Raw genomic sequence first — 23,623 nt, 5'->3', positions numbered from 1 at the left:
CATGTCAGCCAGCGCATTCACCCTGAACGAGCTCAGGACCGTCCTCCTGGAGGCCGCGGGCACCGACGAGGACGTCGACCTCGCGGGCGACATCCTCGACACCGACTTCGAGCAGCTCGGCTACGAGTCGCTGGCGCTCCTGGAGACCGCCGGCCGGATCGAGCGCACCCACGGGATCGCCCTCGACGAGGAGGCGCTGGCCGACGCCAGGACGCCGCGTCAGCTCATCGACCTCGTCAACACCCACCTGACCGCCGTAGCGACGGCCTGACCGGAGGACGAGCCATGACGGACAGCACCCACGGCACGGCGGCCCGCGTCGCCCTCGTCACCGGGGCCACGAGCGGCATCGGCCTCGCGTCGGCCCGGCTCCTCGCCGAGCAGGGACACCGCGTCTTCCTGTGCGCCCGCGACGAGCAGACGGTCGCGGAGACGGTCAAGTCCCTCCAGGACGAGGGCCTCGACGTCGACGGCACCACCGGCGACGTCCGCTCCAGGGAACAGATCGAGGAGGTCGTACGGGACGCCGTCGACCGGTTCGGACCGATCGACGTCCTCGTGAACAACGCGGGCCGCTCCGGTGGCGGGGTGACGGCCGACATCGAGGACGACCTCTGGGAGGACGTCCTCGCGACCAACCTCACCAGCGTCTTCCTCGTCACCCGCGCCGTCCTGACCACCGGCGGCATGCGCGGCAAGGACCGCGGCCGGATCATCAACATCGCGTCCACCGCGGGCAAACAGGGCGTCGTGCTCGGCGCTCCCTACTCCGCCTCGAAGCACGGAGTCGTCGGCTTCACCAAGGCGCTGGGCAACGAACTCGCTCCGACCGGCATCACCGTCAACGCCGTCTGCCCCGGCTACGTCGAGACACCGATGGCCCAGCGCGTGCGCCAGGGCTACGCGGCCGCCTACGACACGTCCGAGGACGCGATCCTCACCAAGTTCCGGTCGAAGATCCCGCTCGGCCGCTACTCGACACCCGAGGAGGTCGCCGGCCTCGTCGGCTATCTCGCCTCCGACACCGCCGCCTCCATCACCTCGCAGGCCCTCAACGTCTGCGGCGGTCTCGGCAACTTCTGAACCCACCACCGAAGTCACCGACCGCTGAAGGGATCCCCTCCATGACCGTCCGTGAGGTCGAACACGGCATCACCGTGCACGCCCCGGCCACCGACGTCTACCGACTGCTCGCCGAGGTGGAGAACTGGCCCCGCCTCTTCCCGCCGAACGTCCACGTCGAGTACCTGGAGCGGGAGGCCGACCACGAACGCATCCGGATCTGGGCCACCGCCAACGGCGAGGCGAAGAACTGGACCTCACTGCGCGAGCTCGACCCCGAGGCGCTGCGCATCACGTTCCGCCAGGAGGTCTCCGCACCGCCGGTCGCGGAGATGAGCGGTACCTGGATCGTCGAACCGCAGGGCCCGGACGAGACCCGGCTGCGGCTCCTGCACACCTACCGCGCCGTCGACGACGACCCCGACGGGCTCACCTGGATCGACCAGGCGGTCGACCGCAACAGCCGCGAAGAACTCCCCGGTCTCAAGGACGGCCTCGAACAGGCCGCGCAGAACGACGAGTTGACGCTGTCGTTCGTCGACTCGGTCCGCGTCGAGGGCTCCGCGAAGGACCTGTACGACTTCGTGAACGAGGCCGACCGGTGGACCGAGCGGCTGCCGCACGTGAGTGAGGTCCGGCTCACCGAGGACACCCCCGGCCTCCAGGTCCTGCGCATGGACACCAAGGCCGTCGACGGCAGCACCCACACCACGGAGTCCGTACGGGTCTGCTTCCCCCACCAGAAGATCGCGTACAAGCAGACGACGCTGCCGGCGCTCATGGCCCTGCACACCGGGTACTGGGAGTTCCGCACGGACGACGACGGCGTCACCGCCAGCTCCCAGCACACCGTCGTGCTCAACGCCGACAACATCGGCAAGGTCCTCGGCCCGGACGCGGGGGTGCCCGAGGCCCGGGCCTTCGTCCGCAAGGCGCTCGGTGCCAACAGCCGGGCCACCCTGGAACACGCCAAGCGGTACGCGGAAGCGCGGCGCTGACCCGTGTCCGACGACGGAGTGGTGATCGTCGGCGCCGGACCGGTCGGGCTGCTCCTCGCCGGAGACCTGCGCACGCACGGCGTACCGACGGTCGTGGTGGAGCGGCTCACCGAACCGATGACCGAGTCGCGGGCGTCCACCCTGCACACCCGCACGATGGAACTGCTGGCGCGGCGCGGCATCCTGGAGCGCCTCGGTGATCTGCCGAACGGCGGACCGGGCCACTTCGGCGGCATGCCCCTCGACCTCACCACCGCCGACCCCGCCCACCCGTACGCCGGACAGTGGAAGTGCCCGCAGACCCGGCTGGAGGCGGTGCTCCAGGAACGTGCTATGGAGCTGGGCGCGGACGTCCGGCGCGGCCTGCGCCTCGTCGGCCTGCGCGACACCGGCGACGGGATGGCCGTGGAAACGGTCCACGCCGACGGCCGCCGCGAGACGCTCACCTGCGGCCACGTCGTCGGCTGCGACGGCGGCGACAGCACGGTGCGCCGACTGTGGGACTTCGACTTCGCCGGCACCGACGCCCGACGCGAGATGCTCCGGGCCGACGTCGAGGGCCTCGACATCCCGGACCGCCGCTTCGAACGCCACCCCCGCGGTCTCGCCACCGCCCACCGCTGGCCGGACGGCAGCACCCGCGTGATGGTGCACGTCTTCGGCACGACACCCGGCCGGCGCACCGGCCCGCCCGGCTTCGACGAGATCGTGCACGCCTGGGCCGAGGTGACGGGCGAGGACATCGGCCACGGACGGCCGACGTGGCTCAACGCCTTCGACGACACACGTCGCCAGGCGACCCGCTACCGCAAGGGCCGGGTCCTGCTCGCCGGGGACGCCGCCCACGTGCAGATGCCGGTCGGCGGACAGGCCCTCAACCTCGGCCTGCGGGACGCGGCCGAACTAGGCGTCCGGCTCGCCCGCCGCCGGGGCGCCCCGCACGACCGGGACCCGCTCGACACGTACGACAGGACCCGCAGGGCGGTCGGCGCCCGCACCCTCACCGACATCCAGGCCCAGTCCTTCCTGCTCCTGGGCGGCGCGGAGGTGGAGCCGCTGCGCGAACTCGTCGGCGAACTCCTTCAGTCCGGGGCCGTACGCCACCGCCTCGCCCGGTCCATCAGCGGCCTTGCCGCGCCGCCCGACCCCGGCCCGGCGCCGAGCCCCACCACCCGCACCCCCGCACCCTCCGACACACCGACAACCGAGAGGACTCACCCCATGGGCAGGCTGACCGACAAGACGGCACTGGTGACCGGATCGAGCCGGGGCATCGGCCGGGCCATCGCCCAGCGCCTCGCCGACGAGGGCGCCCTGGTCGCCGTGCACTACTCCAGCGGCGAGGAGGCCGCCCGCCGGACCGTCGAACTGATCGAGCGCGACGGCGGCCGCGCCTTCACCGTCCGGGCCGAACTCGGCGTACCGGGTGACGTGCACGAACTGTTCCTCGGCGTGGAGCAGGGACTGAAGGAGCGCACCGGGGACACCGCGCTCGACATCGTGGTCAACAACGCGGGCATCACCACCCCGGCCGGCATCCAGCCCGAGGACGTCACGGCGGAGGAACTGGACCGGCTCTTCGCCGTCAACGCCCAGGCGCCCTTCCTCATCGTCCAGCGCGCTCTGGGACTGCTGCGCGAGAACGGCCGCATCATCAACATCTCCTCGGGCCTCACCCGGTTCGCCAGCCCCGACCAGGCCGCGTACGCCATGACGAAGGCGGCCGTCGAGCAGATCTCCCTGCACTTCGCACGGCACCTCGCACCCCGCGGGATCACCGTGAACAGCGTCGCGCCCGGCATCACCAACAACGGCAGCGCGCTCTTCGACATCCCCGAGGCCGTCGAGCAGATGGCCCAGTTCTCCGCCTTCAAACGGGTCGGCGAGGCCGTCGACGTCGCCGACGTCGTCACCTTCCTCGCCTCGCCCGACGCCCGCTGGGTCACCGGGGCCTTCATCGACGCGAGCGGCGGCACCCTCCTCGGCTGACCGCCCCGCAGCCCGCCCACCCGCGAAGGAGCGTGACCGACCATGACCACCGCCCACATCCTGTGGCCGCCCTCCCCGTACCGCACCCCCACGGCCCCGGCCCGCGAACCCGACGAGACCGGCGACCTGCGCGCGCTCGTCGCCCGCGTGTTCGCCACCGTCCCCGACCAGCGGGGCGCCCGACCGCCCCGCGCCGCCCGAACGGAGACCTGAGGATGGACGTCGGACTTCTCTTCGACCTGCGCAACCCCCAGCAGTGGCACCGCCCGTGGGCCGACCACTACGCCCGCTCCCTGGAGTACTGCGAGGAGGCCGACCTGCGCGGCGCCGGCGGTGTCTGGTTCACCGAGCACCACCTGTTCGACGACGGCTATCTGCCGCAGCCGCTGACGTTCGCCGCCGCGGCGGCCGCCCGGACCCGCCACGTCCGCATCGGCACCTCGGTGCTCCTGCCGAACCTCCACCACCCCGCCCGGATCGCCGAGGACGCCGTCGTCGTCGACCTCATCAGCGGCGGCCGCCTCGAACTCGGCCTCGGCGCCGGCTACCGGGTGCCCGAGTACGAGCTGTACGGCGCGGACTTCAAACGGCGCATCGACCAGGTCGGCGACAACGTCCGCGAGATCCGGCGCCTCTGGGACGAGGGCGGCGTCACCCCGGGCCCGCTCCAGTCGCCCGTGCCCGTGTGGGGCGGCTTCTACGGGCCACGGGGCGCCCGCCTCGCCGGCCGCCTCGGGATCGGCCTGCTGCACATCTCCCGCGAGATGTACGGCCACTACCGTGCGGGCCTCGCCGAAGGCGGACACGATCCCGGCACGGCCCGCGTGTCCGACCTGCTCCCCGTCATCCTGGCCGACGACCCCGAGGCCGCCTGGCCGCGCGTCGCCCCGCATCTCGCCCACCAGATGAACAGCTACCGGCAGGGCTCCGTCGAGGGCACCGACGCGCCGCGCCCGCCCCTGCTCGACGCGGACGACTTCCCGCAGCCGCCGGCCGCGGACGGCTCCTGGTCCCTCCTGGAGATCCTCACTCCCGAGGACGCCGCGACCCGGATCGCCGAGCGGATCAGGGGACTTCCGGTCCGTCACCTGATCTTCTGGGCGAGCGTCGCGGGCATGCCCGACGACCTGGTCGTACGCAACATCGAGCTGATCAGCGAGCGACTGCCCGTGCTGCTCGCCGAGCGGCTCGGAGCCGTGCCAGCCGGGGTGCCGGCCGGTGACTGAGATCCTCGCCGCACCGACGCGCGCCGAACGCGGCGCGGGCCGGATGCTGTTCGTCCTGTCCGGCAACATGGTCCTCGACGCGATCGAGGTCTCCGTGGTCCTCGTGGCCCTGCCGTCGATCGCCGCCGATCTGCGGCTGTCGGTCTGGACCGTGCAGTGGCTGATGAGCGGCTTCGCCCTCGGGTTCGCGGCCGTCCTCCTCGTCGGCCCCCGGCTCACGGCTCGCTGGGGCCTGCGCCGCTGCTATCTCGGCGCGCTCCTCGTCTTCGCACTGGCCTCGGTGGCGGGCGGACTCAGCGACTCGACGGGGCTGCTCATCGCCTCGCGCGTACTCAAGGGAGGCTGCGCCGCGCTCACCGCTCCGGCCGGTCTGACGCTCATCGGCGCTACCTTCCCCGAAGGCCCTCGACTGCGCCGGGCGGTATCCGTCTACTCGCTGTTCGGCGCCACCGGGTTCACCCTCGGCCTGCTGCTCTCCGGAGTGCTGACCCCGGTGAGCTGGCGGTGGACCTTCCTGTTCCCGGCGCCCGTCGCGCTGATCCTCCTCGCCTGGGGCCTGCGGGTCATCCCGGGTACCGGCCGGGGGAGCGCGCCCCGCAGGACCCCGGCACCGCGGAGACATGGCGCGCTGATCCGCGCCACGCTCGTCGCGGCCGGTCTCAACGGCACGTACGCCAGTCTCCTGCTGCTCGTCACGTTCCGCGCCACCGGACAATACGGCTGGGAACCCTGGCAGTTGGCGCTCGCCCTCCTGCCGGCCTGCGTCCCGCTCGCGCTGTCCGCCGCGTTCGCGGGACGCCTCGCCGCACGGTTCGGCACCGGGGGACTCGTCGCGGCGGGGGCGGCGGCCGCGTTCGCCGGACAGCTGCTGCTCCTGCTGCGCCCGGGGACCGGGTCCTACCCGGCGGTGCTGCTGCCGACGCTGCTGCTGGTCGGTGTCGCGTTCGTGCTCGCCTTCGGGGCGCTCAACCTCCAGGCGACGCAGGGACTCACGCCGTCGCAGCGCAGCTCGGCCGTGCCCCTCTACCAGACGGGCGTCCAGCTCGGCGGCGTCCTGCTGCTGCCACCGGTCGGCGCGCTGCTCACCCACGGCGACGGCGGCCGCGCCGCGCCGCTCACGATCGCGCTGGCCGGGGCGGCCGCACTCGCCGTCGCCCTCACCGGCCTGCGCGGCCCTTCCACCCCAGGGAGCCAACCGTCGTGACCGCACACGAGCCGTCCCCGACACCGCCCACCGGGCCGCTGACCGTGGCGGTCCTCATCGGCAGCGTCCGCACCGGCCGCTTCGGGCCCACCGTCGCCCGCTGGTTCACCGCTCAGGCCGCCCAGCGCGACGACGTGGCCGTCGAACTGATCGACCTGATCGACTACCCGCTGCCACTGGAACTGGCCACGCCCGGCGACGCGCCCGACGAGACCACCGGCCGGCTCCGCGACGACCTGGCCGCACGGCTCGGCCGGGCCGACGCGTTCGTCGTCGTCACCCCCGAGTACAACAACACGATCCCCGCCGCCCTGAAGAACGCCATCGACTGGATCTTCGACGAATGGGCCGCGAAACCCGTCGGCTTCGTCTCCTACGGCGGGATGAGCGGCGGCCTGTGGGCCGTCGCCCACCTGCGCCACGTCTTCACCGAGCTGCACGCGGTGCCGCTGCGGGAATCGCTCGTCTTCCACCAGGCGTGGAACAAGTTCGACGGCGACAGCCCTCGGGACGCCGAGGAGAGCGAGGTCGCCGCGAAGACCATGCTGAGCCGGCTCGTGTGGTGGGCCGACGCCCTGCGAGCCGCCCGCGCCGCGCGCCCCTACCAGCGCTGACGCCTCCGGGTTCGGCGCATCCGACAGAAGGGTTCCCCCGTGACCAGCCTGCACAACCGGCCCCTGCGCTTCGGCCTCGGCGTTTTCACCCCCCGCACACGGGCGGACTGGGTGGCCAGGGCCCGCCAGGCGGAGAGCCTCGGCTTCGACGTCGTGTCCGTCTCCGACCACCTCGGCATGCCCGCCCCGATCACGACCCTGGCGCTGGCCGCCGAGGCCACCGAACGGATCCGGGTCGGCACCCTCGTCCTCAACACGCAGTTCTACAACCCCACCGTGCTCGCCCGTGACATCGCGACCGTCGACCACTACACGGGCGGCCGCGTCGAGATAGGACTCGGCGCGGGCTACGACAAGGCGCAGTTCGACGCGGCCGGCCTGCCCTGGTCGGGACCGCGCGAACGCGTCGACCACCTCGAGCGCACCGTCCGTGAACTGCGCGCCGTCCTCGGCGGACCCGGCCGCTCCGGTCTGACCCCACCGCCGGACCAGCCGCAGGGACCGCCGCTGATGATCGCCGGACGGGGCCACCGCGTGCTGCGCCTCGCCGCCGAGCACGCCGACATCATCGGGTTCACCGCGACCGCGCCCGTACGCGACGGCGAGGGGCTGCGGCTCGGCGGTCTCGACGAGATCACCCGGCAGATCGACGAGGTGCACGCACTGCTCGGCGACCGCGTCCGCGACGTCGAGCTGAATGTCCCGATCCACCGCGTGCTGCCGTCGGGACCGCTCGGCGACGTCACCGACGTGTGGCAGAACAGCCTCGACCTCGGCCCCGCCGACCTCGCCCAGCTCCCCTCGATCCTCATCGGCTCGCCCCGCGACTGCGCCGACCAGCTCCGGGAGCGCAGGGAACGGTTCGGGCTGACCTACTTCAGCGTGCTCGAACCCGAGATGGAGGCCTTCGCCAAGGTCATCGAGGAGCTGCGATGAACGCACCGCACGAGGCCGGAACGCTGCGCGTCAGCATCGCGGAGGACCGCTGCGTCGCCGCCGGGCACTGTGTGGTGGCGGCCCCCGAGATATTCGACCAGCGGGAGGACGACGGCGTCGTCGTCCTCCTCGACCCACGGCCTCCGGCAGCCGTGCGCGAGACGGTCGAGGAAGCGGCCCTGCTGTGCCCCGCCGCCGCCATCCGCCTGGTGAACGGCGCGTCATGAGCGCCGGCCCGGCCCGTACGGACGTGGTGATCGTCGGCGCCTGTGTCGGCGGGCTCACCGTGGCGCAGGCGCTGCGCCGACGGGGCTTCCGCGGCACCCTCGCCCTGATCGGCGCCGAGGACGAACTGCCCTACGACCGGCCGCCGTTGTCGAAGGAGGTGCTCTCCGGCCGGTGGCCGCCCGAACGCACCAGGCTGCGCGACCGCCCGGAACTCGACGGCCTGGACCTCGACCTGCGCCTCGGCCGTCCGGCCGTCGCCCTCGACGCGGCGCGGCACCGCGTCACCCTGAGCGACGGCAGCACCCTGCGCTACGGCCGGCTGGTCGTGGCGACCGGAGCGCACGCCCGCCGTCTCCCCGGCCAGAGCGGACTCGCCGGTGTCCACACGCTCCGGACCCTGGGCGACAGCGCCCGGCTCCGCGACGACCTGCGCACCGCCCGGCGGACCGTCGTCGTGGGCGCCGGCGTTCTCGGCTGCGAGATCGCCGCGACGGTGCGCGGCCTCGGCCTGCCGGTGACGCTCGTCGAACCGGCCGCACATCCCATGGAGCGGCTGCTCGGCGCCACGATCGGCGGCGAGCTCGCCCGGCTGCACACCGAGCACGGCGTCCGCCTGCTGACCTCGACGCCGGTGACGGGTCTGGTCGGTGCGGCGGGCCGGGTGACCGGCGTGCGCACGGCTTCCGGTGCGGTGGTGCCCGGTGACGTGGTCGTCGTCGCGATCGGCGCCCGCCCCGCCACGGACTGGCTGGCGGGCAGCGGCCTCACGGTGGACGAAGGCCTGGTCTGCGACGACCGGTGCCGCGCGGCCGACGACGTGTACGCGGTCGGTGACGTCGCCCGCTTCGGTGCCTCGCGCACCGGCGGGCGCGGTGTCCGCCTGGAGAACCGTACGAACGCGACCGAGCAGGCGATGTTCGTGGCCACGGACATCCTCGGCGGCGCCGCTGCCGTCCGCTACCGGCCGGTGCCCTACTTCTGGTCCGACCAGTACGGGGTCCGCGTCCAGGTCTACGGGTCCGTACCCGCGCGTTCCTCGGTCCGGATCGTCGAAGGGTCCCTCGCCGACCGCCGGTTCGTCGCCCATGCCGAGGCGGCCGGTCGGCTCGTCGGCGTCGTCGGCTGGAACTCCGCCGGCCGCGTCCGCACGGCCCGCCGGCTGCTCGACGCCGCCGGGCCCGATCCGGCGGCGCCCCTCTCCTCCCGCCCGCTCTGAACCCCTAGCAAGGAGGCCCGCCATGACGGGTTCCGTACCCATGCCCAACAATCGGCGCCCCGCAGGCTGCCCGTTCCTGCCCGACCCGGAACTGGTACGCGTCCGGGAGGACCCGCGGATTCCCCGGGTGCCGGTCAGCAATCCCCAACTCGGCTCGTTCGACGCCGTGCTGGTGACCCGCGCGGCCGACGCCCGCGAGGTGCTGTCCGATCACCGGTACGAGGCCGGCTTCGCCTTCGACCGCACCGCTCCCCGCACCGTGATGAACCAGCCGGGGATCCTGCTCAACTACGACGGGGAGGAGCACGCCCGCTACCGGCGGATGCTCACCGGGGCCTTCACCGTCAAGCGGGTCAGGTCGCTCGCCCCCGCCGTTTCGCGCATCATCGAGGCCCGGCTCGACGCCTTGGAGCAGGCCGGTCCCGGCGTCGACCTGATCGAGACGTTCGCGGGACCGGTCCCGCTGCTGGTCATCTGCGAACTGCTCGGGATCCCGCCGGAGGACCGCGACGGCATCCAGCGACGCAGCGCCACCGGTACCGATGTCGCCAACACCCTGGACGACCAGCTGGAGAACTTCGCGGCGATGGCCGCCTACATGGGGGATCTGGTCCGTCGTCAGCGCCGGCGGCCCGGCGACGACATCCTCGGTGACCTGATCCGCAGGCACGGCGACGTCCTCAGCGACGACGAGCTGATCGGCATGGGCAACAGCATCCTCGTCGCGGGCCACGAGACCGTGTCCAGCATGATCGGCCTGAGCACCCTCGCGCTGCTGCAAGACCCCGAGCAGCTGGCGATCGTCCGCGACGACGAGGCGGCGGCGCCGGACGCCGTCGAGGAGCTGCTGCGGCTGCTGTCCGTGGCTCCGCCCCTGGTGCGCCAGGCCGTCGCCGATCTGGACCTCGGTGGTCAGAGCGTCAAGGAGGGGGAGCGGGTCGTCCTGTCGACGCTCGCCGCCAACCACGGCACCGATCTGGTCCCCGAGGACCCCGACCGGCTCGACGTCCGGCGCAAGCCGGTGGCGCATCTCGCCTTCGGCTACGGCGCCCACCAGTGCATCGGACAGCAACTCGCCCGCCTGGAACTGCAGATCGCGCTGCCCGCCCTGCTGCGACGCCTGCCCGGGCTCCGGCTCGACGTCGACTTCGACACCGTCGAGTACCGGGAGGACGCCCTGGTCTTCGGAGTGAACCGGCTGCCGGTGGCCTGGTAGCGGCGGCCTCGACGCACGACAGCGGGTGGGCCCAACGACCATGGTCGGTGGGCCCACCCGCCGCGTCGACCGGTTCAGGCCCGCGCACACTCCTGCGCGCCACCTGTGCCGCGTACGTCCGTGTCACGCGCGTCCGGGGCGAACGGGTTCGTCAGCAGTCCGCGCCGACGCAGGATCGCGTGCACCGTCGACACGGCGGGCACCGGCGAATGGCCCTGCCGGACCAGCTCGTTGCGGATGCGGCGGGCGCCCCAGGCGGGACGTGCGTCGCGGATCTGCGTGATGAGCTGCTCCGTCGAACGCGACGTCCGCAGGGGGGAGTTCAGCGGCCGGCGGGAACGCGGGGCGAGACCGTCCGGGCCCAGGGCGCGGAACCGGTCGCGGTACACGTAGAAGGTCTTGCGGGAGATTCCGTTGCGTCGACAGACCTCCGCGACGGACAGCCGGTCGCGCTCCGGGGAGAGGAGGATGTCGATCCACCGCTCGGACATGAGGCATCACCTTCCATGACGGGCTGTCCTGTCGAGGCGTGCCGGGCGGCGGCGTGGACGTCGTGGATGCCGCCGCCCGGCACGCCGGCGTTCATCTGGCGGGCTGTTCGCCGCCGACCCGGGCGGCGGCCGGGGTGACCTCGGCGTCGTCCGGCCCGGCGGGCGGCGCGGGCGGGGGAGTGGCCTTCCCCGGGATGAAGAAGGTCGCGACGATCATGACGACCAGCGCCGCGATGACGGCCACGTACGCGTGCTGGAATCCGGCGACGGGACGGTCGGTCCCGGCGTTCTGCATGAGCAGCGCCACCAGGGCGATGCCCAGCGAGGCGCCGAGCTGATTGAGCATGTAGAGCACGGAACTGCCCTGCGGGACGAGGGCCGGCGGCAGCGTCCGGTACACGGAACCGATGACGGGCGCCCCGGCCGACCCCGTGCCGATGCCGAGCGTGAACGCGGCCAGCAGCGGCCAGAACTGGTTGGTGCCGGCGTCGAAGCGGGAGAACGCCAGCGAACTGAGGAGCGCGATCACGGCACCCGTCAGCGCGAGATTGCGTGAGCCCCAGCGGTCGGACAGGCGGCCCGCCAGCGGCATGACCAGCGCGGATCCGACGCCGAACGGAGCGAGCCGGAGCCCGGCCTCGAACACCCCGGTGCCGCGCACCTGCTGGTAGTAGAGCGGGATCACGAAGATGCTCGCGAACGTGGCGATGCCCAGGATGGCCGCGGCGACGACGCTCGCGGTGAAGCTGCCGCGCGTGAACAGCCGCAGGTCGATCAGCGGCGGCGTCTCCCGCCGTCGCAGCGCGTGCACCGCGTAACCGGCCAGCAGGACGACGGCGGCGGCCAGCGGGAGCAGCACCTGCCAGGTGGTGAACGTGCCGCGAAGCGCGACTTCCGACAGTGCGAGCACCCCGACGGCGACGCCCGGGCCGATGAGCGCGACGCCGACCACGTCGAGCCTGCCGACGGACGCCTGCTCGCCGGGGGAGTCGGCGGGCAGAGCACGGCGGGCGAGGAGGAACGCGGCGATCACGATCGGCACGTTCACGAAGAACATCCAGCGCCATTCGAGGCCCTGGAGGATGACACCGCCGACGATCGGGCCGAGCACCGGCCCGGTCGAGCTGACGATGCCCATCACGCCCATCACCCGGCCGATCCGGGTCGGTCCCGCCGCGCGCGCCAACAGCGTGAGCATCAGCGGATCGAGGATCCCGGCGCCGAAGCCCTGCAGGACACGGAAGGCGATGAGGCTGCCGATGTTCCAGGCCAGTCCGGAGGCGACCGAGCCGACCATGAACAGCACCAGGCCGGACAGCCACAGCTTCTTGCCGCCGACCTTGTCGACGGCCCAGGCCGTGACGGGGATCGTCACGGTCAGCGCCAGCAGATATCCGGTGGAGACCCAGCCGGTGGCACTGATCGAGGCGTCGAATCTGGTGGACAGGGTGTCCACCGCGACAGCGGTCATGGAGCTGTCGAGGATGCCCATGATCCCGCCGACGAGGATCACACCGATCGTCCGACGTAAGGCTGAATCGAGCTTGTCTTCCGCAGGGTTGGCCATGGTCCTCTCCTGGTGTCCACTCACGTTGGCAGCTTCAAATTGAACCAGCGCGTTCAATCTAGCAACCCCGCGAGGAACGCAACAGGCGGGTCAGAAAATCTGTATCCGCCGGTTCACTCGGGGAGGTCGGCGGTTACCCTGGTGGTATGGCATCAGCAGCGGCACCGGCAGCGAAGACGCCCTCGCGCGGGCGCATCGACAAGCGGAACGCGATCCTCGGCGCGGCGTTCGACGTCTTCGCCGCGCACGGCTACGCGCAGGCTCTGGTGCAGGAGATCGCCGAGCAGGCGGGCGTCGCCAAGCCGACGGTCTACAACCACTTCACGGACAAGGAGACGCTCTTCCGTGCCAGCCTCACGGCGGAGGCGGAGGCCGTGATGCAGAGGAACATCGAGGTGCTCGACCGGTTGCGCTCACCCGGTGACGATCTGCGTGCGGCGCTCTCCGAGGTCGCGCTGCGGCTCGCCCGCTCCTGTTGCGACAAGCGCTCCCGCTCGCTGCGCTGGCTGACCTACGCGCAGGTCGCCCGGTTCCCGGACCTCATCGAGGTCGTCCAGGGCTGCACCTCGCTGCGGATCAGCGAGGCCCTCGCGGACCGGCTCGCCCGGCTCGCCGTCTCGGGCCTGCTGCGGCCCTGCGACCCCGCACTCGCGGCCGAGCAGCTCCTCGCGCTGATCACCGGCCCGCTGGAGGTCCGCTCGCGGCTCGGCACCCGCAGGATCGGCTCCACGGAGCTGCACGAGCTGGCCGACGCCGCGGTCGACACCTTCCTGCACGCCTTCGGGGCCGTGCCCCCCGCGACGGACCGGCCTGCCCGCCGTGGTGGCGGATCCTGACGGTTCCCCGAGCCTCCTCACGCCGACGCGTTCTCGAGGAACGCCTCGGTCACCTCGTCCAGGCGTCGTGCGGCCGTCACGTCGAAGTCCGCTGTCCGCACGTCGAGTTCGCGCCCTTCGACGAACGCGCTGAGCGGCTGTCCCGGCGCACGGTCGACGACCGCGGCGATCGGCTCCAGCGCCTGCGTGATCGGCTTCGCGGTGCGCTGCATCTCCTCGATGTGCCGGCGCGTCGCCTCGTCGTACTGACCGGCGAGGCTGGTCACGGTCGCGCCCGGGTGGACGAGCACGTACCGCAGCCCGGCCTCGGCGTACCGCTCGGCGGAGGTCACCCCGAGCAGATCGTTGAGCTTGCCGGCCTGCCCCAGGGCCGCGCCTCCGTGATAGCCGTCCCGGAACTCCAGGTCGTCCCACCGGATCACGTCCAGACCGGCGCCCGGCCCCGCCACGTTCACGACGACAGGGTGCGCCGACCGGCCCAGCGAGTCGGCCAGTCCGTGCCCGAACAGATACCTGCTCAGGTAGAAGTGCGCGAACGTCTCCTCGATGCCCTCGGCCGTCTCCGCCCGGTCGGCACGGTAGTAGCGGGCGCAGAACACGAGTGTGTCGATGACCGGGAAGGCGTCGCGCAACCGGTCGATCACCCGTCGGTTCTCCGTGAGGAGCCCCAGATCGGCGCGGATGAAGTGCGCACGGTCCGCGGCGCCGGTCCTCCGGGCGTGAGCGAGGAACGCCTCGCCCTTGTCCCGCGACCGCCCGATGACGGCGACGGTGTCGCCCAGCCCGAGCCGCCGCTCGGCGAGAGCCCGCCCGATGCCGTCCGTACCACCGGTGACGACGAGGATTCCGGGACCTCGTGGGGCCGTCCGCTGCGAGGCGTAGGTCGGCTGACTCATGGCTCTCCCTGGGCGATGGACATCAACTGACCTGACGGTAACGGGAGGTGGCACGGACGGTACGGCGTCCGCGCTCCGCGACACACACACTTCATCTGGGCAACCCCGTAATACGCACGCTAAAGTAGGTAGCCCTGTCTACCTACTATGGGGTTCGTGATGAGTGAGGTCGTCGAGGAGACGGGTGGGACCGCGCGGCGGCGGCCTGCCCGGGAGCGGCTGCTGGAGGCTGCGGCGCGTCGCTTCTACGCCGAGGGCGTGTCGGCGACCGGGATCGACACGATCACGGACCAGGCGGGCGTGGCGAAGAAGAGCCTGTACAACAACTTCGCCTCCAAGGCCGACCTGGTGCGGGCCTACCTGGAGGCGCGGCACGAGGAGTGGCTGGGCCTGTACCGCGTACGACTGGACCAGGCTCAGGACGCGCGCGGACGGGTACTGGCGGTCTTCGACGCCTACGTCGACCATGCGGAGTTCGAGTACGAGCAGGGCTTTCGTGGGTGCGGGCTGCTGAACATCGCCGCCGAGCTGCCTGCCGGGCACGAGGGACGGGTGGCGGTGCGCCGCTACAAGGAAGACGTCGAAGCCCTGCTCGCGGGACACCTTGAGGAACTGCTTCCCGGGCGTCCCGAACAGGTGCGTGCGACGTCGGAGCATCTGGCGTTCCTGCTGGAGGGCGCGATGGTGCGCTCCGGTCTGGAAGGCGGGAGCGCCCGTGTCCGGCGGGCCCGTGCCCTCGCGGCGGACCTGCTGGAGAAGCTGTGAGCCGAACTGCGGGGGCGGGGGCGCTGTGCGTGCTCGCGGCGTCGGTGCTGTGGGGCACGACGGGCACGGTCGCGACGTTCGCCCCGGCCGTGGGGCCGCTGGCGATCGGGGCCGCGGCGATGGGGCTCGGAGGACTGCTCCAGGCGTTGGTCGCCGGGCCACGGATCGTGAGGCAGGCCGGCGAGCTGCGTGCCAAGGCTCCCACAGTGCTCCTGGGCGCGGTGGCGGTGGCCGTCTACCCGTTGGCGTTCTACAGCTCCATGCATCTGGCCGGAGTGGCGGTGGGAACGGTGATCTCGATCGGGACGGCGCCGCTGGCGTCGGCCCTGATCGAGCGCGTCGTGGACCGCAGACGGCTCACCCGTCGCTGGATGCTCGGAGCGGCCATCGGCCTCCTCGGTACGGTCATGTTGTGCGTGGCGGAAGCGGCGCGGACCCACGACGAGCCCGGCGCGGCCTCGATGGGGGCCACGGTGCTCGGTGTGGTGCTCGGCCTGGTGGCCGCCGTGACGTACGCGGTCTACTCGTGGGCGGCACACCGGCTCATCAGCCGTGGAATCGCCTCGCGCGCGGCGATGGGATCGGTCTTCGGGCTCGGCGGACTGCTGCTCCTGCCCGTCCTGCTCGCCACGGGCGCGCCGCTCCTCGGCTCCTGGTCCAACGCCGGCGTCGGCGCGTACATGGCGGTCGTGCCGATGTTCGCCGGATATCTGCTGTTCGGCTGGGGCCTCGCGCATGTTCCCGCGAGTACGGCGACCACCCTGTCGCTCTTGGAGCCGGCCGTCGCGGCGGTCCTCGCCGTGCTGGTCGTCGGGGAGCGGCTTCCGGCCTTCGGCTGGATCGGGATCGCTCTCGTGGGCTGCTGCCTGGCCGTCTTGATCACGCCCGCGCGCTCCGGCCGACGGCTGCGCGCCGGGAGGGCGACGCCCCCAGAAATGACGCACACGGAAGTGACACCCACAGAAGTGACGCCCACATGAGGCAGGGAGCCGCTGTGGCGCACGAGCTGCGGCAAACCATGTCCTCTTTCTGAAGAGCAGGAGAGTTCGATGAGCGAGAAGCGTTGGGTCACCTTCGACTGTTTCGGCACCCTCGTGGACTGGCGCCACGGCATCGCCACCGGCATCGAGCTGGTCGCCCCCGGCAGGGGCTGGGAGCTGTTGGACGTCTACAACCGTCACGAACCGCAGGTGCAGAGCGAGTTCCCCGCCATGCGCTACGGCGACGTCCTCACGGAGGCGCTGAAGCGGACGGCCGCCGAGGCGAAGCTCGACCTGGTGGAGGACGACTTCCGGTCCCTGACGGCAGGCATCCCCTTCTGGCCGGTCTTTCCGGGAACCCGGCAAGCCCTGCGCGAGCTGCAGGAGTCGGGCTGGAACCTCGCACTCCTCACGAACTGCGACCGCGTCATCATCGGCGAGACCCAGCGCCGTCTGCAGGTCCGGTTCGACGCGGTCGTCACCGCGGAGGACGTGGGTGCCTACAAGCCGGCCCACAACCACTTCGACCACTTCGAGAGATCCCTCGGTGTCACCCGTGACCGCTGGGTGCATGTCGCGGCGAGCTACTTCTACGACATGGTGCCCGCTAGCGAGTTGAACGTCACCCGCGTGTGGATCAACCGCCTCGACGAGGACAGGGATCCCTCCATCGCACAGGCCGTCCGCCCCGACCTCAGCGACCTGACGGCCACCGTCGACGAGGTCCATCGGACGTTCAACGGCTGACCCGCGGCCACCACCTCCTCGAGCCGGGCGCCGCCCCGCCTCCGCGGCATGGTTGTTCGCGAGTGTTGAAGCACGGGGCGAATACGGGCTCTTCGGCACCGAACTCGTCGGCGCGCAGGTGCCGTAGGGCAAGGGCGCGCATCGCGGACTTGCGCGCACCGCTCGAGTCGGTCAGGCGTAGTGGCGGTAGACGGCCTGTGCCACGCACGCCGGCTTCTGGCTGCCGTCGACCTCGACGGTGAAGGTGAGCTGCATCTGGACGCCGTTGCCCTTGACCTCCTCCACGGAGTCGACGACCGCGCCGAGACGGATCCGGGAGCCGACCGGCACGGGACTGGGAAAACGGGTCTTCTCCAGGCCGTAGTTGACGCTCATGGACGTGCCGGTGATCTCCAGCAGTTCGTTGAAGAGCGGGATGATGAGGCTCAGGGTGAGGTACCCGTGGGCGATGGTGGTGCCGAAGGGACCGCTCTTGGCTCTCTCGGGGTCGGTGTGGATCCACTGGTGGTCGCCGGTGGCGTCGGCGAAGGTGTCCACCCGGTCCTGGGTGATCTCCAGCCAACCGGTGCGGCCGAGGTCCTTGCCGGTCAATGCCTTGAGTTCGTCGAGGCCGTTCGTGGTGATGGTCATGACTGAAGGTCCCTTCGGGCGGGCGGAGTTGTGGGCGCGTAGGTGGTGCGGATGACGGGTTTGACGAGCTTGCCGGAGGCGGTGCGGGGCAGGTTCTCGGCGAAGACCACGGACTTGGGCACCTTGTACTTCGCGAGCCTGCCGTGGAGGTGCGCGAGGATGGCGGCTTCGTCGGCGTGGGTGCCCGGGGTGAGAACGACGACAGCACGTCCTACCTCGCCCCATGTGGCGTCGGGGACGCCGACGACCGCGCACTCGGCCACGGCGGGGTGCTGGAGGATCGCGCCCTCGACCTCGGCGGGATAGACGTTCTCACCGCCGGAGATGAACATGTCCTTCACCCGGTCGACGACGTACGCGTACCCGTCCTCGTCGAGCCGGGCGATGTCCCCGGAGCGCAGCCACTGGCCGTCCGTGGTGAAGGCGTCCGCCGTCGGCCCGGGCAGACCCCAGTAGCCCGTCATCACGTGGGGTCCGGAGACGAGGATCTCGCCCTTCTCTCCGGGGGCGGCGTCGCTGCCGTCGGGCAGGACGACGCGGATGTCGGTGAAGAAGTGCGGCACCCCGGCGGAGCCGGCCTTGGCCGTGGTCTGTTCCCGGTCCAGGTAGAGGATCCCGGGGGAGGCCTCGGTCATGCCGTAGCCCTGGCCGAAGGCGAGGCCGCGCGCCAGATAGGCGGCGATGGTGCGCTCGGGTACGGGCGCGCCGCCGCAGTTGAGGGTGCGCAGGCTGGAGAGGTCCGCGCTCGCCCAGCGCGGGCTGGCGGCCATGGCGTCGTACATGGTTGGGACGCCGAACATGTACGTCACGTGGTGCGCCGCGATGAGGTCGAGGACACGGTCGGGGTCGAAGGCGCCGAGGAGGACGACGCGGCCGCCCTTGAGGAGGGTGGGCAGGCAGGTCATGTTCAGGCCCGCCGTGTGGAACAACGGAGCGGTCACCAGTGTCACTTCGTCGGCGGCCAGATCGACGTCGATCAGGACGTTGACGCTGTTCCAGGTGATGTTCGCGTGGGTGAGGACGGCGCCCTTGGCGCGGCCCGTGGTCCCCGAGGTGTACATGATCATGCAGGGGTCGTCGGGGGAGACCGGCTCGTCGAGCCGCGCCGTGTGCTCGGCGGCGAGGAGTGTCTCGTAGTCCAGGGCGTTGTCGATGGGTTCGGCCAGCGCGATGCGGCGCACTGTGGAGCTCGGGTCGGCCGCGGAGGCGACATCGGTCAGCTCCGCGGCGTGGATCAGGACGGTGCTGCCTGAGTCGGTGACCTGGTGGGCCAGTTCGGGCGCGGCGAGGCGGGTGTTGAGAGGGACGAAGACCGCGCCGAGTGCTCCGGCGGCGAACAGTGTCTCCAGGAAGGTCGGGTGGTTGGGGCCCAGGTAGGCGACGCGGTCGCCCTTGCGGATGCCCAGTGCGCGCAGGGCGTGGGCGAGTCGCAGCACCCGTTCGTGCAACTCCTCGTAGGTCCACTGCTGGTCCTCGTGGACGATGGCGACGCGCTTCGGTGTCTTGCGAGCCCTGCGCGCGGGCCAGGGTCCGATGCCTTGGTTGCGCACGGTGTCCCTCTCATCCTTTGGTGAGTCCTAGCAGGCGGGCCGCGTTGTCCTTGAGGATCTTCGGGCGGACCTCGGGCTTGATGTCGAGTGCGGCGAAGTCCGCGAGCCAGCGGTCCGGGGTGATCACGGGGTAGTCGGAGCCGAAGAGGACCTTGTCCTGGAGCAGCGAGTTGGCGTAGCGCACGAGTTGGGGCGGGAAGTACTTCGGCGACCAGCCCGACAGGTCGATGTACACATGCGGTTTGTGGGTCGCCACCGCGAGGGCCTCGTCCTGCCAGGGGAAGGACGGGTGCGCCAGGATGATGCGCAGCTCGGGGAAGTCGACCGCCACGTCGTCGACCAGCATGGGGTTGGAGTACTTCAGCCGGATCCCGCCGCCTCCGGGAACACCGGCGCCGATTCCGGTCTGGCCGGTGTGGAACAGCGCGGGCACGCCGAGTTCCTCGATGGCCTCGTAGAGCGGGTAGGCGAGCCGGTCGTCCGGGGAGAAGGCCTGGATGCTGGGGTGGAACTTGAAGCCGCGTACGCCGTGCTCGGTCACCAGGCGGCGTGCCTCGCGGACGCCGGCGCGCCCCTTGTGCGGGTCGACGGAGGCGAACGGGATCAGCGCGTCGGAGTGGGCGGCGCAGCTCTCGGCGACTTCTTCGTTGGAGATACGCGGGTGTCCCGTGGCGTGCTCGGCGTCGACGGTGAACACCACGGCGGCCATGCGGCGTTCGCGGTAGTGGTCGGCCATCTCGTCGATGGTCGGGCGGCGGTGGCCGTGCGCCTTGAAGTACTTCTCGGAGGCGCCGAACAGTTCGGGGCTGAGGGAGTTGTGTCCGTCTTCGGAGACCTCGGCGTGGGTGTGCACGTCGATCGCCGTGAGCGCGTCCAGGTCGAGTATGCGGTCGGGCATGTCAGGCTCCCGGTACCGCGGGGGCAGGGATGCCGTAGGTCTCGGGTTCCGCGCCGACCTCGCCGTGCCAGCGTTCCGCGATGCTCTCGGCGCTCCAGCCTTTGTCGGCGTAGGCGACGGTCTTCTCCGTGGGGTGGGCCCACAGCGCGAGACGGTCGCCGCCGATGCCGATGGCCTGTCCGGTGATGTCCCCGGAGGCGTCGGAGGCGAGGAAGGTGATCAGGCCGGACACGTCCTCGACGGTGCCCAGGCCCTCGTCCTCGCGCATCCACGCGGGGAGCGGGGAGCCGGTGCGTTCGGCCTCCTCGATGGCGTGGGCGAACGCCGGGATGGTCCTGGTCATCTCGGTGGCCGCGACCGGCACCACCGCGTTGACGGTGACGGCGGACCTGGCGAGCTCCATGGCCCAGGTACGGGCCATGGCCACGATGCCGGCCTTGGCCGCGGCGTAGTTGGTCTGCCCGAAGTTGCCGCGCTGACCGGCCGGCGAGCCGATGAGGATCAGGCGGCCGCCCTCGCCCTGTTCCCGCATCCGTACGGCGGCCGCGCGGGCGCAGGTGAACGTGCCGCGCAGATGCACCTCGACGACGGCGTCGAAGTCGTCGTCGGTCATCTTCCACAGCACGCGGTCGCGGAGGATGCCCGCGTTGGTGACCATGACGTCGAGTCGGCCGAAGCTCTCCACCGCCCGGGAGACCAGAAGTTCGGCGGTGTCCGTCTCGCCGACGGGGGCGGTCACGCCGATCGCGCGGCCACCGGTCTCCGCGATCCCGGCCACCGCCTGCTCCAGTGTTTCGGGATCGACGTCGTTGACGACGACGGCCGCTCCCGCTGCGGCCAGGGCACGGGAGTAGGCAAGTCCGAGGCCGCGTCCGCTGCCGGTGACGACGGCGACCTTGCCGCTGAGATCCACGGGGTTCGACAGATTCATGATGAGTGCGTCCTTGCCTCGGGGTGCGGTGATCCCGCATGACGTTAGGCATTCTGGTGACGGCGGTCAATGTATTGCCGAATATTGCTGGTTGCCTAGACTGAAGGGCGTGACCAGCACGCAGACAGAGCCCGGGGCGGGCGAGGAGAGCGGCGCGGCGACGCCGCGGCCGCAATCGCTGATGCTGAGCTTCCTGGGGCTGTACGTCCTCAAGGGTGGCGGCGCGGTGTATTCGGGCAGCGTCATCGACGTGTTCTCACGCGTCGGTGTCTCCGAGGAGGCCGTGCGCTCCACGCTGGCCCGGATGGTGAAACGTGATCTGCTGGCCCGTCATCGCGCCGGCCGCCGCATGTACTTCGCGCTGACCGAGCGGGCGTACGACGTGCTGCGCGACGGGCACGAGCGCGTGTGGCGCGAGGGTGCGGTCAACCGGGACGGGGACGGCCGGTGGACCTGGGTGGGCTTCTCGCTGCCCGAGGCCTGGCGCAGCCGACGGCACGAGCTGCGCTCGCGGCTGGAGTGGGCCGGTTTCGGTCCGCTGCACAACGGGCTGTGGATCGCGCCGGGGCGCGTCGACGTGCCGGCCGTGATCGACGGCCTGGAGCTGGACGAGCACGTCAGCGTGCTGTGCGGGCAGGCGGCGCAGCCGACCGAAGCGGCCCAACTGGTCCGGCGGGCCTTCGACACGGACGGCATCGCCGCCCGCTACCGCGTCTTCCTGGACCGGTGGGGCCACTCGGATCCGCTGCCCGACGCCGTGGACGACCTGGCGCGGCAGCTGCTGCTGCACACCGACTGGCTGCAGTTGGTGCGCTCGGATCCCCGCCTGCCGGCGGAGCACCTGCCCGCCGAGTGGCCCGCCATCCCGGCCGAGCAGATCTTCCGGACGCTGTCGGCCCGCTACGACACTCCGGCCCGGCGCCTGGCGGACGAGGTGCTGGAGACCATTCCGGTCGGCACGGAGCCGTGATGCGGGTCATCTCGCCTCTGCGTAAGCTATTTTGACGGTTACTCAGAAGCTGGGCGCAAGGCGTGGTGCGCCGTCCTCGATGACCTGGGCGGCGTCCAGTGCCAGCTCCTCGGCGAACCGTCCGGCGATGAGCTGGACGCCTACCGGCAGCCCCTCCGTGTGGACCGCCGGCACGCTCACGGCCGGGAAGCCGAGGATCGGCACCGCTGCCATGGGCCACATCGCCGCGAGCATCTCGGACGCGCGCTCGGGGCCCTTCAAGTCGGCGTCCTGCTCGAAAGGCAGCTCGGCGGCGACGGGCGTGAGCAGGACCCGGCCCGCGCCGAGCAACTCCTGGAGCTCGCCGATCAGGGAGCCGCGTCGGGCCCAGCCCTGGATGTAGGCCTCCAGAGACGGGCGTTCCCCCCAGACGTCGGCAGCGGCGGCGAAGGAGTACTGAAGCGAGGTGCGGATGCCCTCGTCGCCGACCTGCTCCACCAGAGGCACCATGCCGCGGAAGTCCTCGTAGATCAGCAAGGCCCACAGGCGCGCGGCCTCGGCGAGCAAGGAAGCCGCCTCGAACTCCTCTACCTCGTACCCGGCCGCGGACAACCGGGTGGCGGCGGCGTCCAGCGCGGCGTCGACGGCGGGGTGGTTGCGGACGGTACCGATGTCGCGCACCAGGCCGATGCGGGGCTTCGTGCCGCCTGCCGGGCGGCCGGGTGCGACGGGGATGCCGAACGGGTCGCGCAGATCCGGGGTGGTCATGACGTCGAGCGCGAGGCGGGCGTCCGCCACGGTGCGGGCCAGTGGGCCCTCGACGGCGCAGGCCTGGGCGGTGAGCGGGAAGTCGAGCCGGGCCGGGCCCTCGGGGGTTTCGATGTGCACCGGTGGCATCCATCCGGAGACCCGGCCCACGGTCGGCCGGACGCCGACGACGCCGCAGCAGGCGGCCGGGTAGCGGATCGAACCGCCGATGTCGTTGCCCTGGGCGAGCGGCGTCATGCCCGCGGCGAGACTGCTCGACGCGCCGCCGCTGGACCCGCCCGGTGTGCGGTCGGGATCCCAGGGGTTGAGGGTGCGCCCGTGCAGGTCGTTCGTGGAGAACCAACGGTAGGAGAACGCGGGAGAGTTGCTGCGGCCGAGCAGGACGGCGCCGGAGTCGCGCACAGCCGCGACGCACGCGGCGTCCTCCTTCGCCGGGGGCCCGGCGAGGGCCACGACGCCATTGCTGGTGACGTGACCCCGCTGATCGGTATTGATCTTGGTGGAGACGGGCACGCCGTGCAGGGGGCCGAGACGTTCGCCCGCGGCCACGGCGGCGTCGGCGCGGTGCGCGTCGGCCAGGGCCTCGTCGGGACGCAGATCGACCAGGGCGTTCAGCCGTGGGTTCGTCTCTTCGATCCGGTCGAGACAGGACTGCACGACCTCGACGGACGAGACGTCGCCGGTGCGGATGGCGGCGGCCAGTTCGACGGCCGAGCGCTGCCACAGCGGGGCAGCGGGCTTCTGGGTTTCCATGATCGCCTCTGGGGATGGGGGTGCCGGCGGCGCGAGTGCGGGCCGGGCCGGCGCGGACACAGACATGGAGGGAGGGGGCTGCTGCAAGCGGAGGCCGCAACAGCGGCGAACGCCGTGATGAAACGGCGTTTTATTTTCGCTCACCTTCGTGTCCGGGTGGCGACTTGTCAAGG

25 protein-coding genes are annotated in these 23,623 nt (G+C 71.6%); 17 read left to right on the top strand and 8 right to left on the bottom strand.

Translation table 11 applies throughout. From position 1 onward, the window contains the following. Position 1: 1 nt before the first annotated feature. The 12 genes from ABZ930_RS22730 to ABZ930_RS22675 are packed head-to-tail and all read left to right on the top strand — an operon-like array spanning position 2 to position 10,689. Positions 2-271 carry an acyl carrier protein gene (locus ABZ930_RS22730; protein WP_361550490.1) on the top strand — a complete coding sequence of 90 codons (270 nt, stop codon included), beginning with the start codon at positions 2-4 and terminating at the stop codon, positions 269-271. A 14-nt stretch (positions 272-285) separates the two neighbouring features. Next, positions 286-1,083 carry a 3-oxoacyl-ACP reductase FabG gene (gene fabG, locus ABZ930_RS22725; protein ID WP_361550488.1) on the top strand — a complete coding sequence of 266 codons (798 nt, stop codon included), beginning with the start codon at positions 286-288 and terminating at the stop codon, positions 1,081-1,083. Between the two features lie 41 nt (positions 1,084-1,124). Then, on the top strand, positions 1,125-2,060 hold the full coding sequence (locus tag ABZ930_RS22720) for an aromatase/cyclase (RefSeq protein ID WP_361550486.1): 936 nt from the start codon (positions 1,125-1,127) through the stop codon (positions 2,058-2,060). 3 nt (positions 2,061-2,063) lie between these two features. Then, a complete protein-coding gene (locus ABZ930_RS22715; RefSeq protein WP_361550484.1) occupies positions 2,064-4,049 on the top strand; it encodes an SDR family oxidoreductase in 1,986 nt (661 codons plus the stop codon). A gap of 42 nt (positions 4,050-4,091) precedes the next feature. Further along, a complete protein-coding gene (locus tag ABZ930_RS22710) occupies positions 4,092-4,262 on the top strand; it encodes a hypothetical protein (RefSeq protein ID WP_361550482.1) in 171 nt (56 codons plus the stop codon). Between the two features lie 2 nt (positions 4,263-4,264). Next, positions 4,265-5,275: an LLM class flavin-dependent oxidoreductase gene (locus ABZ930_RS22705; protein ID WP_361550480.1), complete on the top strand. Its 1,011-nt coding sequence runs from the start codon at positions 4,265-4,267 to the stop codon at positions 5,273-5,275. Continuing rightward, positions 5,268-6,479 carry an MFS transporter gene (locus tag ABZ930_RS22700; RefSeq protein ID WP_361550478.1) on the top strand — a complete coding sequence of 404 codons (1,212 nt, stop codon included), beginning with the start codon at positions 5,268-5,270 and terminating at the stop codon, positions 6,477-6,479. Before ABZ930_RS22705 ends, ABZ930_RS22700 begins: the two co-directional genes overlap by 8 nt. Next, complete coding sequence (locus tag ABZ930_RS22695; protein WP_361550476.1) at positions 6,476-7,093, top strand: NAD(P)H-dependent oxidoreductase; 618 nt, start codon at positions 6,476-6,478, stop codon at positions 7,091-7,093. Before ABZ930_RS22700 ends, ABZ930_RS22695 begins: the two co-directional genes overlap by 4 nt. Positions 7,094-7,132: 39 nt before the next feature. Then, the gene (locus ABZ930_RS22690; protein WP_361550474.1) at positions 7,133-8,029 is read left to right on the top strand and encodes a TIGR03621 family F420-dependent LLM class oxidoreductase; all 897 of its coding nucleotides are present in this window, start codon (positions 7,133-7,135) and stop codon (positions 8,027-8,029) included. Between the two features lie 23 nt (positions 8,030-8,052). Further along, on the top strand, positions 8,053-8,256 hold the full coding sequence (locus ABZ930_RS22685) for a ferredoxin (RefSeq protein WP_361550551.1): 204 nt from the start codon (positions 8,053-8,055) through the stop codon (positions 8,254-8,256). Next, complete coding sequence (locus ABZ930_RS22680) at positions 8,253-9,473, top strand: FAD-dependent oxidoreductase (RefSeq protein ID WP_361550472.1); 1,221 nt, start codon at positions 8,253-8,255, stop codon at positions 9,471-9,473. Before ABZ930_RS22685 ends, ABZ930_RS22680 begins: the two co-directional genes overlap by 4 nt. Positions 9,474-9,495: 22 nt before the next feature. Beyond that, positions 9,496-10,689, top strand: a complete 1,194-nt coding sequence (locus tag ABZ930_RS22675) for a cytochrome P450 (RefSeq protein ID WP_361550470.1) — start codon at positions 9,496-9,498, stop codon at positions 10,687-10,689. A 74-nt stretch (positions 10,690-10,763) separates the two neighbouring features. On the opposite strand, the gene ABZ930_RS22670 is transcribed toward ABZ930_RS22675, so the two are convergent. Further along, on the bottom strand, positions 10,764-11,180 hold the full coding sequence (locus ABZ930_RS22670) for a helix-turn-helix domain-containing protein (RefSeq protein WP_361550468.1): 417 nt from the start codon (positions 11,178-11,180) through the stop codon (positions 10,764-10,766). A gap of 91 nt (positions 11,181-11,271) precedes the next feature. Further along, positions 11,272-12,747, bottom strand: a complete 1,476-nt coding sequence (locus ABZ930_RS22665; protein WP_361550466.1) for a DHA2 family efflux MFS transporter permease subunit — start codon at positions 12,745-12,747, stop codon at positions 11,272-11,274. 146 nt (positions 12,748-12,893) lie between these two features. On the opposite strand from ABZ930_RS22665, the gene ABZ930_RS22660 reads away from it, so the two are divergent. Next, complete coding sequence (locus ABZ930_RS22660) at positions 12,894-13,583, top strand: TetR/AcrR family transcriptional regulator (protein ID WP_361550464.1); 690 nt, start codon at positions 12,894-12,896, stop codon at positions 13,581-13,583. Positions 13,584-13,600: 17 nt separating this feature from the next. Here ABZ930_RS22660 and ABZ930_RS22655 read toward each other — a convergent pair whose 3' ends face one another. Next, positions 13,601-14,479 (bottom strand): SDR family NAD(P)-dependent oxidoreductase, encoded by an 879-nt coding sequence (locus tag ABZ930_RS22655; protein WP_361550462.1) that lies wholly within the window; start codon positions 14,477-14,479, stop codon positions 13,601-13,603. Between the two features lie 159 nt (positions 14,480-14,638). Between ABZ930_RS22655 and ABZ930_RS22650 the strand changes: the two genes are divergently transcribed. The 3 genes from ABZ930_RS22650 (at position 14,639) to ABZ930_RS22640 (ending at position 16,971) form a co-directional block, all read left to right on the top strand. Beyond that, complete coding sequence (locus ABZ930_RS22650; RefSeq protein WP_361550460.1) at positions 14,639-15,244, top strand: TetR/AcrR family transcriptional regulator; 606 nt, start codon at positions 14,639-14,641, stop codon at positions 15,242-15,244. Positions 15,245-15,273: 29 nt separating this feature from the next. Continuing rightward, a complete protein-coding gene (locus tag ABZ930_RS22645) occupies positions 15,274-16,224 on the top strand; it encodes an EamA family transporter (RefSeq protein ID WP_361550549.1) in 951 nt (316 codons plus the stop codon). 69 nt (positions 16,225-16,293) lie between these two features. Then, positions 16,294-16,971 carry an HAD family hydrolase gene (locus ABZ930_RS22640; RefSeq protein ID WP_361550458.1) on the top strand — a complete coding sequence of 226 codons (678 nt, stop codon included), beginning with the start codon at positions 16,294-16,296 and terminating at the stop codon, positions 16,969-16,971. A gap of 171 nt (positions 16,972-17,142) precedes the next feature. On the opposite strand, the gene ABZ930_RS22635 is transcribed toward ABZ930_RS22640, so the two are convergent. Genes ABZ930_RS22635 through ABZ930_RS22620 form a run of 4 tightly spaced genes read right to left on the bottom strand, consistent with a single transcriptional unit; the run spans position 17,143 to position 20,980 of the window. Further along, positions 17,143-17,601, bottom strand: a complete 459-nt coding sequence (locus ABZ930_RS22635) for a MaoC family dehydratase (protein ID WP_361550456.1) — start codon at positions 17,599-17,601, stop codon at positions 17,143-17,145. Further along, positions 17,598-19,151, bottom strand: a complete 1,554-nt coding sequence (locus tag ABZ930_RS22630) for a long-chain fatty acid--CoA ligase (protein ID WP_361550454.1) — start codon at positions 19,149-19,151, stop codon at positions 17,598-17,600. The genes ABZ930_RS22635 and ABZ930_RS22630 overlap by 4 nt, the downstream gene beginning before the upstream one ends. A 10-nt stretch (positions 19,152-19,161) precedes the next feature. Further along, positions 19,162-20,049, bottom strand: a complete 888-nt coding sequence (locus tag ABZ930_RS22625) for an amidohydrolase family protein (protein ID WP_361550452.1) — start codon at positions 20,047-20,049, stop codon at positions 19,162-19,164. Position 20,050: 1 nt separating this feature from the next. Beyond that, a complete protein-coding gene (locus ABZ930_RS22620) occupies positions 20,051-20,980 on the bottom strand; it encodes an SDR family NAD(P)-dependent oxidoreductase (RefSeq protein ID WP_361550450.1) in 930 nt (309 codons plus the stop codon). A 109-nt stretch (positions 20,981-21,089) separates the two neighbouring features. Here ABZ930_RS22620 and ABZ930_RS22615 point away from each other — a divergent pair, with 109 nt between their 5' ends. After that, on the top strand, positions 21,090-21,950 hold the full coding sequence (locus ABZ930_RS22615; RefSeq protein ID WP_361550448.1) for a PaaX family transcriptional regulator C-terminal domain-containing protein: 861 nt from the start codon (positions 21,090-21,092) through the stop codon (positions 21,948-21,950). 42 nt (positions 21,951-21,992) lie between these two features. Here ABZ930_RS22615 and ABZ930_RS22610 read toward each other — a convergent pair whose 3' ends face one another. Next, a complete protein-coding gene (locus ABZ930_RS22610) occupies positions 21,993-23,450 on the bottom strand; it encodes an amidase (RefSeq protein WP_361550446.1) in 1,458 nt (485 codons plus the stop codon). Between the last annotated feature and the right edge of the window lie 173 nt (positions 23,451-23,623).

The sequence above is a fragment of the Streptomyces sp. NPDC046716 genome, assembly GCF_040645755.1.
Classification (GTDB): domain Bacteria; phylum Actinomycetota; class Actinomycetes; order Streptomycetales; family Streptomycetaceae; genus Streptomyces.
Note: the sequence above shows the minus strand (reverse complement) of the source record. Positions and strands in the feature narration are given on the sequence as shown.

Coding starts and splice junctions, on each gene's coding strand:
- ABZ930_RS22730 (WP_361550490.1), top strand. CDS start 2: ATGTCAGCCAGCGCATTCACCCTGAACGAGCTCAGGACCGTCCTCCTG.
- fabG (WP_361550488.1), top strand. CDS start 286: ATGACGGACAGCACCCACGGCACGGCGGCCCGCGTCGCCCTCGTCACC.
- ABZ930_RS22720 (WP_361550486.1), top strand. CDS start 1,125: ATGACCGTCCGTGAGGTCGAACACGGCATCACCGTGCACGCCCCGGCC.
- ABZ930_RS22710 (WP_361550482.1), top strand. CDS start 4,092: ATGACCACCGCCCACATCCTGTGGCCGCCCTCCCCGTACCGCACCCCC.
- ABZ930_RS22705 (WP_361550480.1), top strand. CDS start 4,265: ATGGACGTCGGACTTCTCTTCGACCTGCGCAACCCCCAGCAGTGGCAC.
- ABZ930_RS22680 (WP_361550472.1), top strand. CDS start 8,253: ATGAGCGCCGGCCCGGCCCGTACGGACGTGGTGATCGTCGGCGCCTGT.
- ABZ930_RS22675 (WP_361550470.1), top strand. CDS start 9,496: ATGACGGGTTCCGTACCCATGCCCAACAATCGGCGCCCCGCAGGCTGC.
- ABZ930_RS22670 (WP_361550468.1), bottom strand. CDS start 11,180: ATGTCCGAGCGGTGGATCGACATCCTCCTCTCCCCGGAGCGCGACCGG.
- ABZ930_RS22665 (WP_361550466.1), bottom strand. CDS start 12,747: ATGGCCAACCCTGCGGAAGACAAGCTCGATTCAGCCTTACGTCGGACG.
- ABZ930_RS22660 (WP_361550464.1), top strand. CDS start 12,894: ATGGCATCAGCAGCGGCACCGGCAGCGAAGACGCCCTCGCGCGGGCGC.
- ABZ930_RS22655 (WP_361550462.1), bottom strand. CDS start 14,479: ATGAGTCAGCCGACCTACGCCTCGCAGCGGACGGCCCCACGAGGTCCC.
- ABZ930_RS22650 (WP_361550460.1), top strand. CDS start 14,639: ATGAGTGAGGTCGTCGAGGAGACGGGTGGGACCGCGCGGCGGCGGCCT.
- ABZ930_RS22640 (WP_361550458.1), top strand. CDS start 16,294: ATGAGCGAGAAGCGTTGGGTCACCTTCGACTGTTTCGGCACCCTCGTG.
- ABZ930_RS22635 (WP_361550456.1), bottom strand. CDS start 17,601: ATGACCATCACCACGAACGGCCTCGACGAACTCAAGGCATTGACCGGC.
- ABZ930_RS22625 (WP_361550452.1), bottom strand. CDS start 20,049: ATGCCCGACCGCATACTCGACCTGGACGCGCTCACGGCGATCGACGTG.
- ABZ930_RS22620 (WP_361550450.1), bottom strand. CDS start 20,980: ATGAATCTGTCGAACCCCGTGGATCTCAGCGGCAAGGTCGCCGTCGTC.
- ABZ930_RS22610 (WP_361550446.1), bottom strand. CDS start 23,450: ATGGAAACCCAGAAGCCCGCTGCCCCGCTGTGGCAGCGCTCGGCCGTC.